The organism is Algoriphagus chordae (assembly GCF_003254055.1).
Classification (GTDB): domain Bacteria; phylum Bacteroidota; class Bacteroidia; order Cytophagales; family Cyclobacteriaceae; genus Algoriphagus; species Algoriphagus chordae.
Genome location: NZ_QKZT01000028.1, coordinates 1 through 15,224, shown reverse-complemented (window position 1 = coordinate 15,224; position 15,224 = coordinate 1). Strand labels below are relative to the sequence as shown.

Genomic DNA, 15,224 nt, shown 5'->3' with positions numbered 1-15,224 from the left:
TCAGCTATTGGCGCTTCAGTATCTTCGACTACTACCATTTGCTCTTGTGTAGTCATATTCCCATTTCCATCATCGAAAGTCCAAATGATTATGTATTCACCTTGTTCAGAATAAATAATTGATTCGTCTCTAATTCCAGTAATAATTTCTCCATTACAACCGCCTGTTGCAGTCGGAGCTTGAATATCGGTGACTGAGCACTGCGTAACTATAACTTCCAGCTCAGGTAGTGAAGGGATAGGATCCAGCTTTATTAATGTTACATTCTGTTCTTGAGTAGTCTGAAGTCCATTACCATCTGTAAAGGTCCATGTGATTGTGTATGTACCCTCTTCGAAATATTCCTGATCATTATCTGTAGTTGCGTTTATTTCACCTCCACATGAGTCTATTGCTTTGGGAACTTCTGTTATTTGGAATGAACACTCCGCAATGATTTCAGGTAAAGTAGGAACATATGGAACTGGCGGATCAGTATTAGTCACTTTTACATGCTGCTGTTGAGTGGACTGATTCCCAAATAAATCCATAAATGTCCAGGTAATTGTGAAATCATTTGGGTCGTCATACTCTATTTCTGTATTTCGAGTTCCTGTGATCTCTCCATCACAAGCATCATTTGCTGTCGGAGGCTGGATAAACTGGTCGGCGCAATCTAAGAATAGTTCTGGAAGTTCCTCTTGGTTCGGAATAGGTGCAGTATTATCCTCAATATAAATTTCCTCAGTGTAGTTCGAGAGGTAACTTTCCTCTTCGAGGTAAAAAGTCCGATCAACTCTGATCCTTCCTGCATTATTTGATATAAGCCAATCCTGATATGCGACAGATTTCAATCCACAGATAGTCCTATCGAATAATTCTAGATGCTGGAGGAATGAGTCGATTGATATGCTGGTTTGAGTTTCTATACTTAAAGAAAAGCCAGTGGATGGAGCTAGATCCTCGATGCTGCAACCCTCTACAAACAATGGTTCTCGGACTTGCAGATCTTGGATTGGAATGCAGCATAGTCTTGTAATGTTTGGATCTTCATCATCGCAGTCAATTCCTAAGGATGTTAGCTGATAGCCCATTGGTATTGAAGTACCAATACACATTGTAATTCTTCCATCTGTATAACCGTCACCGTCATTATCAATATACAATTCAAGTTCTCTGAAAATATTTGGGTTTTCATCATCGCAATCTTCACCATATGATTGATTAGTAAAACCCTCGGGAAGTTCACCTTGGCTACAAAGAAAGACGGTCCCATTAGTATATCCATCTCCATCTATATCTATAAAACTAGTAGTTCTTTGCCAAACAGTCGGGTCGTTATCGTTACAGTCTAGAACCCCACTTTTTAATTCATTATATTGTTTTCCTCCTGGTGGTCTTTCGCAAAAAGTGCCCCAACTTCCTGGATATCCATCCCCATCCTCGTCAAAATAATAGTATGGGTCTGGTTGTTCTGTATGATATACCGTATCATCACAATCTACTCCTTTTAAGTCCTCTTCTTTGATAAAACCAGAGGGCGGAGCTCCGCAAACCAATATTATATTATCTACAAAATATCCATCTCCGTCCTTATCTTCCCAATAATATACCCCTTGTGAATTGTTAAAATCTGGGCTCTGGGTAGAACAACCGTATGTTGGGAGAATTCTGTTTGTTCCTGGAATTACCGTAATACTCCAAAGGTCTCTCACTGGAGCGGTAAGTTCAATAGGTTTATTGTTCCTGTAAGATACTTTGAGGCCATTAACACTAGTCTCTATTTTTACATCATGCGTGTACGATGGATCGTCTGCTATGATTTCGATACCTACCCCAGCTTCAGAAGGTTTTGTAGATGTGTTGACACGTGTTGACTCCACATCAATGTGTGTAGCAATACTTCTTACTAAATCCTGTACTACTTGATTTTGATTTGAAGTCTGAGCATATAAATAACTTCTATGGCAGGTAAAGAGAATTATAGCGAATAGAAAAACGTATAGCTTTTTCATAAGAATTGGGTTTGGATTATAAAAATGTTAAAAATTAACTCAGAGGTTTCTGTGAGTTTTTACACATGTAATCATTGAATGCTAGTGAAAGTAGAGTGGGAATTAGAAAAAATCAGTAAAAGTGACTGGACAAAAAGTGGACAAAGTGCTAATGTTTCGACAAAAACACTCCCAAATGGGCTATCAAAGCCCTTTTTTAGAAACTCATTAAATATTCTTCCACATTAGTATCAGCCGAAAGTTCCATTCTCTGACGAAGGCGCTGACGGCTTTTGTGCACACTGTCAACAGATACACCCAGGATATCTGCCATTTCCTTGGCAGAAAACTGAAGACGAAGCAAGGCTGCAATCCTTTGTTCGGCAGGAGTGATGGTCGGATATTTCTCCTTGGTAGCACCAAAAAAGCCAGGATAAACCCTCTCGAAAAGTAATTTGAATTCGCTCCAGTCCTTATCTGTCAAAATGCGGGAAGAATTAAGCTTAGCTAAATATTCAAAATGAAGTTCCGATTCATTTTTCGAATTCAATTCTTCCTCCAGTTCTTCAAGCAATTTGGCTTTTTCTAGCAGCTGATTGGTAAAATTTTTTAGTTGACTTTTCACGATTAGCATTTCTGCCTCTCTGGCTTCTTTCTCTAGGGATGCAATCTTGTTTTTGTACTGCAGGCGTTTTTTCTGCCAAGCCAAATAGGAAAGACCAATAGCAGCGGCCAATAGTATCACAAAAATGACCACATTCCTTCGCCGCTCGACTAGCTCCTTCTGAATTTGAAGCTGGCCAAAATCATATGTGTTTTTGGTATGATCCATCCGCATCTGCACCACTGATAGATCAGCCAATGAGGCCAGATGCTCCAAGGAATCATGAAGAGCAGAATATTTAATAAAGTAAAAATAGGAACTGTCGGCTTCGCCCAAATCTCTAAATGCTTGTATTTTGGTTAAGTAACTGTCCTGCAAGTAATACTTCGTCTGTAGTCTTTTCACACCGTATCCTAGTAGAATTTTTTCAGAGGAATTGAGATAAAATAATGCAGAGTCAGCTTTTCCTTCTCTTAAGGAAATCTTTGCCAGCCATATTCTGGCCTGTGCTGCTATTTCAGGCACCTCTTCTATCGTATGAGCATACACGGCTTTAAAATTTCGTCTGGCGAATTCCACCTCATCTTCTATATATTGGACTTCAGCGATGTTCTGGATATTTACATATTTCCATGCTTTGAAGTTGTTCCTATCACACAAATCATCGCAAAGCGCAAAGTAGAATTTTGCGGAATCTAACATCTCAAGACGTTGAAAACTTTGACCTACTGTATTATAAAGTGCATAGTCCACAGAACTATCGCCCAAATTGCCGTTAACACCTTTTTTGGAAAAGACTATTGCATCCTCATAATTTCTAGCCGAAAAAAGCATATTTCCCAACAATAAATAATCTTCTTGATTAAGCAATTCCGGATAAATCTCTTCAATGATTCGTACTCCGGCTACCGAATAGGATGAGACTAAGTCAAACCGCTGCCATCCATACATGATATTACCAAAATTGCGATACGTTTTTCCTATCAAAAATTCATCTTGGGATTCATGTGCCTTCAACACCATTTTATTGGCAAGCTCTTCTATATTTCTATAGTTTTGATTGGGAAATTTTAAAGTGAATACTTGAGCATTAAAATACAAAAACTGAGTCATCGCATTAAAATTTCCAGGCTCGATATACTTATTAACTTCCTCTATAAAATGGTTCAAACTCAGGGAATCCAATTCAATGGCATATGAATAAATTGCCTCATTATCAATGTTTTTAGATATATCTAAATTGTTGAAAAGATCCGCCCAATCTTCATAGCTTCGATCCATTCTTGAATTTTGAGTTGAAAAATCTTCTGTTTGCGCACTAACCTTCACAGGAAGCAAGCCTAGACTGATAGGCAATAAAAAGAGTACTAAACAATCAAATCGCATGGAAAAAAATTAAGCAATTGAAAGAACCCATTCTCGTGCAGCAAAAGCTGCTATGTCAATATAGGTAGAAAATCTACTTTTCAAATAATAAAAGGTCTGGCTGCTCCAAAAAAGGATAACCTTGAATATCCTTACTTGCTAAAATGAACCTGAAAGCTAAATTTTAATCCTTTTGGATTTTTTGCTCCGTTTATTAAACTACCAAACCCATCTCGGTTACCTCCCGGATTGGATTGGTGAGAAAAGAGTTTCTATTTATCATGCAGCGCTTTTCTTACATGTAATTAACCAGTCAAAGACCGAAAAGAAAGTCTTTAGAACGCGACAAAGAACACAATAATGAAATCAATGCTCCTTATTATTTTTCTACTCTTTCAATCATCAGTGATTTTTGGACAGACTTCTCTCAAGCAACTTGATCTGAATAAAGGGGAGTTGAGCGTTGGCTTTCGGCATTACCAAACTGCTGATAGTACCAGAACCTATCATAGAATCTTCGACTATTCTAATCAAGCTATCCCAAGACCAATTCCTGTGAGTATCTGGTATCCAGCTCTTGAAAATCAGACTAAGAATGATCAAATGTCTGTGCTGGATTATATGGAAATACTAAAGGAAGAAGAGGAATGGGAATATCTTCCCAATGATCAAATTTTAAATTGGTTCTATTACCAAAACACGGAGCAAAATCAAGGTCACCTAAAGGAGAAAACTACTGCTTATGCCAATGCTGACTTTTCGAAAAGCAGCTTTCCAGTAATAATCTATGCGCCAAGTTATCAGGCATCTTCCATAGAGAATTTCGCTTTGTGTGAGTATTTGGCAAGTCATGGCTATGTAGTTATTTCCAGTCCAAGTCGAGGTACAGATAACCGTTTCTTTGAAGGAGGAACTGCTAAGGACATGGAAACTCAGGCTCGGGACATAGAATTTCTGATTAAAGAAATAGCCAAAATTCCGAATGCTGACCTAAGTCGAATAGCAACTATGGGTTTTAGCTTTGGAGGCCTGTCCAATGTGCTAGTGCAAATGCGAAATGAAAATATCAAAGCTATAGTGAGTCTTGATGGAAGCATTAAATATCAATATGCCACCTTAAAAACATCCCCATTTTTCAACTTGGAAAAAATGGATGTCCCCTTTATCCATTTTGCACAAAAAGATATCCCGAAGGAAGTTCTGGAGGAGGATAAGATAGATGCTAGCCTAAATGACAATTTTGAGTTTTACGATAGTTTGACTAATAGCAATGCCTACCAACTCAAACTCCATAATATGACCCACTCTTATTTCAGCAGCTTGGGAGTTCTTTTCGAGGTTCGTGATCCACGACAAGACAAGAGCGATCAGGAAATAATGGAAGCTTACAAATGGGTAGCGGCATATACCTTAAACTTTTTGGATGCTTATCTCAGAAATGATGCTGAAGCCCTTCAATTTATTGAATATCAGCCCGAAGAAAATGGGGTAAAAAATGGCCTGATCTCCCTGAAATACAAGAAAGCTGAAAGCTTTGCTTTCAGCTTTCAGGATTTTAATGATTTGGCAAAGGATCAGAATTATGAGGATTTAATCAGGCTCTACGAGTCGCTGCAGAGCGAAAACCCTTCTCTCGAATTGCCTGAAGGCAATCTCAATACGCTAGGTTTACAACTTGTCTTTAATCCGAAAACTTCCCAGCAAGGCATCAATGTATTTTTATTGGCGACAAGTCTCTATCCAAATTCAGCCAATCTTTTCGACAGCTTAGGAGAGGCCTATTTATTTATGGGAAATAATAAGGAGGCCATCAGTAGCTTCGAGAAATCACTGGAATTGTACCCGCAAAATCAGAATGCTATTGATCGGTTGAAGGAACTTAAAAGGTAAATAATCTTCATAAAATGGTTTAAACACCTCTCTAAATAAAAAATCAAACCCATAAAGATCGATATAAACGTAATTCTCAATTTGGCACCGACATATCTTAAAAACGTGATAATGAGGCCAATATAGAAGGAATCGAATTTTTAAAGGAGTTATTCATAATAATAAAAAATCCAAATAGTCAAATCTTATTGTTCCACTATTCGTTAACTTTGAAGCGTGGAGACGATTAGAAAAATAGTTTTTTATAAAGACCATTTCGAAACTTTCTTTGAGACCTTAAATGATAAGGCAAAAGACAAAATCGATGAAGTGCTTTATATGATTTCAATTCTTGAGAGAATTCCTACTAAGTTTTTCAAGAATATTAAAGGAATATAAGACCTCTACGAAATACGAATAGAATATCAAAGTAATATCTATCGGATATTCTGTTGCTTCGACAAAGGCAGTTTGGTTGTCCTATTCAATGGTTTCCATAAAAAATCTCAGAAGACACCAAAGAAAGAACTCAGAAGGGCAGAAGCAATAATGATAGAATACTTTGAAAATAAAACATAAAAGAGATGGAAGCAACAGACGAAAATATCAAGACATTTAGTAGTCACCTTGACAAACGCTATGGGAAAGGCGGTTCTAAAGACCGAACAGAGTTTGAAATCAAAGCAAAGGCATTTGCTATCGGAGAACTAATTAAGGAAGAAAGAAAGCTTGCAGATATGACCCAGGAGCAACTTGCTGAAAAAATTGGGGCAAAGAAAAGTTTTATCTCAAGAATTGAAAACGGCAAAAGTGATATTCAGCTTTCTACTCTTTACCGACTTTTGGAATATGGACTTGGCAAAAAAATAAGCTTTACTGTGAAATAGTGGAAGACAAGTCATTCCGGTCGTGTCTCCACAGACCGGATTATGTCTCCATAATGTCCTGTGAGGATCCTCCGCGGCGGACAGGCAACAGGCCATGGACAGAACCTGTGTTAACAAAAATATCAGCCCCCAATCGCAATCATGCTCCTGTTATCAGAATGAAGTGCCGGATCAGATAATTTTTCCATGCTATCCATGCCAGCTCGGACGGCTTTTTTGTTGAGGATAGATTCCAAAATCAGGTTTTCCACATTTTCACCAGCGCGCATCGCGGCTAGCAAATCGGTTTCCTGATTGGAAAAAAGACAATTCTTAATGCGTCCGTTTGCCGTCAGGCGAATACGGTTGCAACTTCCGCAGAAAGGATTGGTCACCGAAGAGATGATTCCAAAATCTCCTTTGTATCCAGCAATCTTGAATTTACGGGCTGTGAAATTATCTTCATTCGGAAGTGATGCTATTCGCTCCGCTCCGAAATGAGCTCCCAATTGATCCAAAACTTCCTTCTCGGAAACCATCTTGGATCTGTCCCAGCTATTTCCGTCGAAAGGCATAAATTCTATAAAGCGAACCGAAACTTTGTAGTCCTTTGTCATATTAACTAGATCAACCAGTTCATCGTCGTTGATACCTTTGATCAGTACCGTATTGATTTTCAGGTCAAAGTCCTTGTCATGAAGAAGCTCGAAATTATCCAGCGTTTTTTGGAACCCAGTCCTTCGGGTAAGTTCCTGAAAGCGATCTTCTTTCAGCGTATCAAGACTAAAATTGATTTTTTTGATTCCTAGTTTTTGGAAGTTATCCACATGCCTATCCATCAACAAACCATTGGTGGTAATCGATAGATCCACAGGCATTTTCGAAAGTCCTTCGAGTATCGTTCCTATGTCTTTGCGCAGTAAAGGTTCACCGCCAGTGAGACGAATTTTATTCACACCCAATCCCACAAAAATCCGAGCAAATTCCAGCACTTCCTCCGCACTCATCAAATGAGCTTTAGGACTAAGTGGAATTCCTTCGGCGGGCATGCAGTAGCTGCAGCGCAGATTGCACTTCTCGATCAGGGAAATCCGCAAGTAATTGTGGACTCTCCCAAACTTATCTCTCAGCTCTTGAATATTACCCGATTGGGTCATGATTCGCTCCTTTTAATATTTTAAATACATGCAACACATGCGGGAAAACCGCATCCATTGACTCTTTCGCTCCATTGGTCGATCCTGGCAAAGCCAAAATAATGCTGTCACCAATCGTTCCTGCAACAGATCTGGAGAGCATCGCAAAAGGCATAATCTTCTGTCCGTAACTTCTGATCGCTTCCTCGATACCTGGAATTCTCCGCTCCAAAATTGGTTCCAAAGCCTCTGGCGTCACATCTCTTTTGGAGAGTCCGGTTCCACCCGTGAATATCACCAATTGATTCTTTTCAGTATGCTCAAAAGCCTTGTTTCGTATTTGTTCCAATTCATCCGGAATGACCTCATAGGAAGTTACTTCAACTCCATGCAATTTCAACTTATCCACAATCACTTTTCCGGCCTTATCTTCTTTGATCCCTTTTGAAATAGAATCTGAACAAACAACTACAGCCGCTTGAATTAACTTTGGGTTTTTGTCTTTGAAACTGGATTTGCCACCTGTCTTCTCTACCAACCCGATCTCACGGATAACAATTCCCTTATCGATAGGCTTCAGCATATCATACATGGTCAAGGCAATGACAGAAGCACCATGCATAGCTTCTACTTCAACTCCGGTTTTATAGACCGTTTTCACGGTGATATAAATCTTTATTTCCAACCCATCGATCTCATATTCCACCGCAGTGTATTCCACAGGTAGGGGATGACAATCTGGAATAGTGATGTGGGTGTTTTTCACTGCGAAAAGCCCTGCGACCTTCGCCATTTCGAAGACATTTCCCTTAGGCACTCGGTTTTCCACCACAGCCGCGATGGTCTCAGCAGAACTGACATGTACAATCGCCTGAGCTTTTGCCGTGCGAAGGGTAGTGACTTTATGTGTGATATCTACCATTTCATTTTTTTATTTAACTAGTGTCATTCTGAATGGAGAACCATCGACTTCGCTACCATTTACGGATTATGTATTTCACAGCAAATCGGGTCAGTCCGAGTATTAAATATTCTTTGAACATACAAAAATGAAATGACAGTAATTTGTTTTGGAACCATAACCATGGTCACCTTGAGCGAAGTCGAAAGGTTCTCGACTTCGCTCGAACTGACCAGCTTTTGATGTCCTCAAATCAATCTGTCATTGGTAGCGGAGTCAAGGACAATAATTTTCCTTGTTTTAAAGTAGGCTTCGATTTCGAGACTCTCGTCTCTCAAGTACTCAGCCAGACAGCTTCATCGCTCTTTTTAAATTTTTCTCGCTCAGGGTGGCTATGGACTAATTATCATCCAATTTATCCAATGCCTTTTCAGATTTCAGACTATAGTCTTTTAAATTTTTTAACTGTTTACTTTCCATTGATGATCGGCATTGTCGAGTATCTCCTTACCGAAGATCGGTACCTCCTCTTTTACCTTATTCACTAGCCATTCAGTAGCTTCATAAACTTGCTTTCTTCTTGGCGAGGAAACGAAGACGAAAATGCAAATCTCCCCAACTTTCACTGTACCCAAACTGTGGTAAATATGCAGGCAAGTCAGATCAAATTTCTCAAATGCAGCCTCACGAATTTCATGAAGTTTTTCATTAGCCATTTCCTCATAAGTCGTGTATTCTATGGCAACAACTTTCTGATCGCCCACCACATCCGCACGAACCTGACCTAGGAAAATATTATGCGCACCGATGCTATGCTTGCCTTGATGCTTCGCAATGGAATCTGCTATAAATTCTGGGGAAATAGCTCCCTCAAGAAATACTTTTTTCATCTGGCTTCTATTTATTTCTATAAAACAACCAAGAATTAACAGGTTATATTCTAAATGTGAATGTGGATAACTTAAACTAGAATCTCGGAATAATAGTCAATTATATGAATATGCCGACTCCCCCTTTTCAAAGGGGGCAAAGGGGATTTGTTCTAAAAAACCCGCCTTTCTAATCTTGTTTTTCAACACTCTTAACTTCATTTTCTATCAATTGCGCTACATCTGAAGCTCCACCACGAACGGCTTTCACTTGCTGAAAATTGGCTTTTTGGAGAATTTTAGCTGCCGAAATTGCCCGAGTTCCTGATTGGCAGAAAACGTTGATTTTTGCTTCCTTCGAAATTTCATCCAATCTACTTTCCAAAACCGAAAGCGGAATTTGAATACAATTAGATAAGGCAAGGACTGGCTTTTCCTCAAGTTCCCGCACATCGAGCAAAACAGATTCTCCCAATAGAGCCTCCTCTGGTGAAATCATTTCGAATGAATTGGAAATATGAGGCTTTTTCTTTTGTACTACCTTACCAAATTCAAATACCTGCTGCTCATTGCTGAGCAAATTGTAGATCAGTAGTTTGCCGGAAAGCACCTCACCGATTCCTAAAATAACTTTCATAGCTTCATTTGCCTGAAGCATTCCGATCAAACCAACCGTCGTTCCCAAAACCCCTGCTTCTGCACAATTCGGAGCATATTTGTCTTCCTCTGGAAAAACATCCCTGTAAGTCGGCCCTGCTTCGTAATTAAAAACGGAAACCTGACCCTGAAACTGATGAATAGAACCATAGATAAATGGTTTTCCACATGCTACACAGGTATCGTTGATGACATATCGGATAAATAAATTATCCGTGGCATCGATGATCAAATCAAACTCAGGAAAGATTTCAGGTGCATTTTTCGCAGTCAAAAACTCTTCGAATACCAGGATTTCTACGCCTGGATTATTTTTGATAATGGAATTAGCGGCTTCTTTTACTTTGTAAAAACCCAATTGCTCGGAAGAATAAAGTACCTGACGGTGAAGATTCGATTCTTCGATCTTATCTCCATCAATGATCCCAATTTTACCTATTCCAGCAGCTGCCAAATAAGGCAAAACGGCGCAGCCGAGCCCACCAGCTCCTACGACCAGCACACTACTTGACTTAAGCTTTTGCTGTCCTGTTGCTCCGATTCCCGGAAGGATCATTTGTCGTTGGAATCTTTCCATTTTTATCCTCCTGCAAATGGTGGAAGCAGCGCAACCTCATCATCTTCAGAAATGCTCAAGGTCTGTTGCTTAGAAACGATTTTTCGATTGACGGCTACCTGAAACTGGAATTTTCTGATGTCGTATTTGGAATCTAGTAAATCCAATAATTCCCCCAAATCCAAAGATTTTTGGTCTAGGATCTCAGAGTCGCTTTGGGCAGCTTCTGCGATATTTCCAAAATAGTTTACTGTAATCATAGCTTCAAGTTAATACAGATCGCGCGTATTAGTTACTAAATGGCAAGGTATTCAGGTTTTGAAAGATAAACTCATCCTCTAGCTGCCAGTCTTCTTTCACCACATTTCTGCCTTTGGCTAAGTGAACAACTTCACCAATTACAATGACAGCCGGAGCACCAATTCCTTGATTTTGGGAGATTTCAAGAATATTCTCGATTGTTCCTACCACCTCTTTTTGCTCGGATTTGGTGCCATCTTGAATGATCGCCACAGGCAAATCAGCCTTTCCCACCGATTTATAAATCTCAGCGATCTCAGCAAGCTTACTCATTCCCATCAAAACGACTACTGTTGCGGATGATTGCGCAGCCAAGGAAACATCTTTAGAAAGCTCTCTATCGCTAGTCGTCCCGGTGATCACCCAGAAACTTTCGGCAACGCCTCTTGCCGTCACAGGAATTCCAACCGAAGCTGGCACCGCCACACTGGAAGAAATGCCTGGAATAACCGCCGTTTCTATCCCACATTCCTGCGCATAGATTTCTTCCTCTTTTCCCCTTCCGAAGACAAAAGGATCTCCTCCTTTCACTCGCACCACATGCCCAAATTCTTTTGCATAACTCACAATCATCTCGTTAATTTCATCCTGCGAATGGCTGTGATTTCCCTTTCTTTTCCCTACAAAAACAAGCAAAGCACGATTCGCATGCTTGAGGATTTCCACATTCACCAAGGAATCATACAGCACCACATCGGCATCGTTGAGCGCTTTGACGGCTTTGAGCGTGAGTAGCTCCGGATCGCCAGGGCCTGCACCGAGGAGGGTGACTTTCGGGTGTTTTCCAGTAATAGTTGTCATAGGTCGAGTAGGTTGAGAGACTGCAATTCTGCTTTGCTATTTATATTCTGAACGAGAGTTTTCTGATCAGAATTGATGCTGATTTTCTGATGTGAAATCATATTCACCAAGGGGCAAAGCTTTAATTTATTAGCTGATATCGCATCAGCAAAGGTTTGTAAGGCTGATTTATTATAAACACCGATCAGCGGATAATCATTTTTTGCATCACTGAGAAAGGTCACCGGAGCTTCCATTTCCTTGCTTTCATCGCACAGATTTCTAAGAAGTTCAGTGCTGATCTTCGGAATGTCACAGCTGAGAATCAGGTTTCGCGCTGTTTTGCTATGCTTCAATGCGGTGTAAATTCCACCCACAGGCCCTTTGTCTGCATAAGTGTCTTCGATCATTGGCAGGCCAACCAGGCTATAATCTCCATTGCTGGTCACCAAAATGATATTGGAAGTAATCGGCATAATCGCCTCAATTATCCAACGGATAAAAGGTTTGCCTTTGTAGAGAACCAAGCCTTTTTCCGCTTGCATGCGAACGCTTTTCCCTCCACAGAGCACATAAGCCGTTATTTCCTGAGATTTCTCCATAATCTAAACAGTCATTAATTTTACAAATGCGATAAAAAGCACGATGGAAAGAATGTATTTCAAGGTCACATTGGAGAACTTTTTAGCTCCGTAAATCGCCCCAAATGTTCCACCGATCACTGCGGCAGGAATGAGATAACTGGCTTCAATTGGGATTTCTCCTCCACCGAGTACAAATCCTAAAGCTCCGGATACAGAATTGACCCAGATGAATAAGGCAGAAACCGCAGCAGCTTCTTTCATATTTCCCCAGCGCAGCAAAAGGATCACAGGACTGAGAATAATGCCGCCTCCTATGCCGATCATGCCTGAGAAAAAACCTATTGCCAAACCAATGATTAAAGCCAGGTAAGTTTTCACTGGCTCATTTTGATCTGGATTTGTTTTGCCAAAAACACCCAGAATTCTCAAAATGGCGATTAGCAGAAATACACCTAGAATCTGCTTGTACAGTGTTGCATTGATGGTGATCATGCCTCCGGCAAAAGCTGCCGGAATCGATGTGATGGCAAAGGGATAAAAGAGTTTCCAGCGGAAATGCTTAGCCTGACGAAAGAAAATGAAGGAAATTCCCGCGACAAAAATGTTTAGAATCAGCGCTGTTGGCTTCATCACCATCAGCGGAACTCCCGCTAATGCCATCATCGCGAGATAGCCGCTGGCTCCTCCATGCCCCACGCTTGCGTACATAAATGCTACTACAGCGAGGATCGCAGAAAATACAATGATGAAAACAGGGTCGTGGAAATCGATCATCTTAATTTCGATTTACGGCCAGAAATTGCACGGATTCACCCGCTTCCAATACTTCTCTTTGATCAGGAATCATCACCAAAGCATTTCCCAAGGCATAAGAAATCAACATGCTGGAAGCTTGCTTAGGGTAAATCTCCAGTTCGCCATTTTTCTCTGTACCGAGGATGAAAAGTGTCTTCCCAAACTTGTTGAATGTGCGATGCTTTAGAACTCCAGTCTGGAAGTTTAAGTCTATATCAGGGTTGCCTGACATGATTTTCAGAGCAGAAAGTGCATAGATCAGAAAGCAAGTGAGCGAAGAAGCTGGATTTCCCGGCAAGGCAAAAACGAGTGTCTTTTCCGTTTTTCCAAACCAAAGCGGTTTGCCTGGTTTTTGATTCACTTTGTAGAAAATCTCCTGAACGCCATTTGCTTGCAAAGCTTCATTGACGAAGTCATAATCGCCAACAGAAATACCACCAGAGATCAGCAACATGTCATCTTTCAGACCTTCGGCAATGATCTTCTTCGTAGCCTCCAGATCATCTTCGACCTTTAATATCCGTACTGAGCCAAAACCTCTTGATTTCAGCGCAGACTCCAGCATAATGGCATTGCTTTCATAAATGGATCCGGGCTTCAAGGGGCTTCCTGCCTCCTGAAGCTCGTTTCCAGTTACGATAAGCGTAATTTTGGGTTTGTTAAAGACTAAAACCTCGGTAAGTCCAAAGCTGGCCAAAAAGCCAATTATGGATTCAGTGATCTTTGTCCCAGCTGGCAACACTTGTTCACCAGCCTGTACTTGTTCTCCGATCTTGCGTACGTTAGTGGTCTTTTCAGGCATTTTCTGAATGCTGATTTTCCCAGCAGATGCATCCACATGCTCCTGAATGACTACTGTGTCTGCCTGATCGGGTACACGAGCACCGGTAAAGATTCTCACCGCCTGATTTGGCTGAAGCTCAAATTCCAGGGCGTCACCGGCCTTGCATTCTCCGATGACTTCCAATTCAGTAATTTCCCCAGATCGAAATGCATACCCATCCATGGCAGATTGCCGAAATGAGGGCAAGCTGATAGGAGCTGTAACTTCCTCTGCCAAAAAGCACCCGTAGGAATCCCTAAGCTGCATTTTTACCGTTGGAAGTTGGCCGGTGTGCGTTTTAATTAAATCTAAAGCTTCAGAAACTGAAATCATGTCGGTTTGAAATCTTGGCTAAACTTATGAAAAAATTACGTATAAATACTTACTTTTCTACGTATTTATTTAAGGAACGAATTATTATTTCTCAATTCAAATATTAAGCTCCGATTATTTTGGCTGCAAAAAAAGGATTAGGTGACTATAGACTTCGACTTCGCTCAGTCAGACAACTATATGCCATTTCAAATAAGGTGATTTAGCGTGGATGATAACTTCCAGAAGCAATGGCAGTGTAGTTTTAACTCACCACTGAAAACCTGTCTTCTGTCAGAAATCCTTTTATCGAGAAGATGGTCTTTAATTTTATTCAATGAAATGTTAAATAGCTACGGCTATGTCGCTCGTGCTATTTTAGTGAAAATGGTCGAGGTTCAAATTCGGCCACTCCCTGTTTTAAAAAAGAGGTTAGAGGGACACATATTTAATACTGATACATGCTAAATATTTAACTGTCAAAATGTGGCCTCTGTATTAACCCCAATTATGCAATAGGAATAGTAAAGTGATCCAAAATCTTTGAAAGGGAATAGAAAACCACGATTTTTAATAGAATTAAATCTCACCAAAATGGTTAATCTGCCGATTGAGTATTCCGACAAGCCAGTCACACCCTTTGGGGGAATGAGTTTGATGAAGCGTTTTGTGGATCAGACTGGAATCAAGGAGTATCTCAGCTCCCTTGATTTACCTCAGCCGGGATCTAACAGAGGCTATGATCCGGCAGATATTGTGACCTCATTTTGGCTAAGCATCTGGACTGGGGCTAGCCGTTATATTCATTGTGACTGGCTGCGTTATGATACGGTA

At 40.4% G+C, this 15,224-nt stretch carries 14 protein-coding genes and 1 pseudogene; 4 read left to right on the top strand and 11 right to left on the bottom strand.

The features are described 5' to 3' along the window. Nucleotides 1-1,994, bottom strand: a 1,994-nt coding sequence (locus LV85_RS22115; RefSeq protein ID WP_211318450.1) for an HYR-like domain-containing protein, incomplete at its 3' end; no start/stop codon positions are given. A 196-nt stretch (nt 1,995-2,190) separates the two neighbouring features. Further along, on the bottom strand, nt 2,191-3,963 hold the full coding sequence (locus tag LV85_RS20565; protein WP_111322984.1) for a helix-turn-helix transcriptional regulator: 1,773 nt from the start codon (nt 3,961-3,963) through the stop codon (nt 2,191-2,193). A gap of 348 nt (nt 3,964-4,311) precedes the next feature. Here LV85_RS20565 and LV85_RS20560 point away from each other — a divergent pair, with 348 nt between their 5' ends. From LV85_RS20560 to LV85_RS20550, 3 genes are all read left to right on the top strand, one after another. Then, entirely contained in the window at nt 4,312-5,832 is a 1,521-nt protein-coding gene (locus LV85_RS20560; protein ID WP_245942392.1) for a CocE/NonD family hydrolase, read from the top strand. A gap of 390 nt (nt 5,833-6,222) precedes the next feature. Continuing rightward, entirely contained in the window at nt 6,223-6,390 is a 168-nt protein-coding gene (locus tag LV85_RS22355) for a type II toxin-antitoxin system RelE/ParE family toxin (protein WP_262510146.1), read from the top strand. A 5-nt stretch (nt 6,391-6,395) separates the two neighbouring features. After that, the gene (locus LV85_RS20550; RefSeq protein ID WP_111322980.1) at nt 6,396-6,698 is read left to right on the top strand and encodes a helix-turn-helix domain-containing protein; all 303 of its coding nucleotides are present in this window, start codon (nt 6,396-6,398) and stop codon (nt 6,696-6,698) included. Nucleotides 6,699-6,820: 122 nt separating this feature from the next. Here the strand turns inward: LV85_RS20550 and moaA are convergent, their stop codons facing one another. The 9 genes from moaA to LV85_RS20505 form a co-directional block, all read right to left on the bottom strand. Continuing rightward, entirely contained in the window at nt 6,821-7,834 is a 1,014-nt protein-coding gene (moaA, locus tag LV85_RS20545; RefSeq protein ID WP_111322978.1) for a GTP 3',8-cyclase MoaA, read from the bottom strand. Next, nucleotides 7,818-8,735: a bifunctional molybdenum cofactor biosynthesis protein MoaC/MoaB gene (moaCB, locus tag LV85_RS20540; RefSeq protein ID WP_111322976.1), complete on the bottom strand. Its 918-nt coding sequence runs from the start codon at nt 8,733-8,735 to the stop codon at nt 7,818-7,820. Before moaCB ends, moaA begins: the two co-directional genes overlap by 17 nt. A 440-nt stretch (nt 8,736-9,175) precedes the next feature. Further along, complete coding sequence (locus LV85_RS20535; RefSeq protein ID WP_111322974.1) at nt 9,176-9,604, bottom strand: molybdenum cofactor biosynthesis protein MoaE; 429 nt, start codon at nt 9,602-9,604, stop codon at nt 9,176-9,178. A 169-nt stretch (nt 9,605-9,773) separates the two neighbouring features. Then, nucleotides 9,774-10,817 carry a HesA/MoeB/ThiF family protein gene (locus LV85_RS20530; protein ID WP_111322972.1) on the bottom strand — a complete coding sequence of 348 codons (1,044 nt, stop codon included), beginning with the start codon at nt 10,815-10,817 and terminating at the stop codon, nt 9,774-9,776. 2 nt (nt 10,818-10,819) lie between these two features. Next, nucleotides 10,820-11,056, bottom strand: a complete 237-nt coding sequence (locus LV85_RS20525; RefSeq protein WP_111322970.1) for a MoaD/ThiS family protein — start codon at nt 11,054-11,056, stop codon at nt 10,820-10,822. A 28-nt stretch (nt 11,057-11,084) separates the two neighbouring features. Beyond that, complete coding sequence (gene cobA / locus LV85_RS20520; protein WP_111322968.1) at nt 11,085-11,897, bottom strand: uroporphyrinogen-III C-methyltransferase; 813 nt, start codon at nt 11,895-11,897, stop codon at nt 11,085-11,087. Then, nucleotides 11,894-12,478, bottom strand: a complete 585-nt coding sequence (mobA, locus tag LV85_RS20515; RefSeq protein ID WP_111322966.1) for a molybdenum cofactor guanylyltransferase — start codon at nt 12,476-12,478, stop codon at nt 11,894-11,896. Before mobA ends, cobA begins: the two co-directional genes overlap by 4 nt. A gap of 3 nt (nt 12,479-12,481) precedes the next feature. Beyond that, the gene (locus LV85_RS20510) at nt 12,482-13,234 is read right to left on the bottom strand and encodes a sulfite exporter TauE/SafE family protein (protein WP_111322964.1); all 753 of its coding nucleotides are present in this window, start codon (nt 13,232-13,234) and stop codon (nt 12,482-12,484) included. Nucleotide 13,235: 1 nt separating this feature from the next. Continuing rightward, nucleotides 13,236-14,411, bottom strand: a complete 1,176-nt coding sequence (locus tag LV85_RS20505; RefSeq protein WP_111322962.1) for a molybdopterin molybdotransferase MoeA — start codon at nt 14,409-14,411, stop codon at nt 13,236-13,238. A 573-nt stretch (nt 14,412-14,984) separates the two neighbouring features. On the opposite strand from LV85_RS20505, the pseudogene LV85_RS20500 reads away from it, so the two are divergent. Continuing rightward, nucleotides 14,985-15,224 (top strand): annotated as a pseudogene (locus LV85_RS20500) (hypothetical protein); the annotation flags it as partial.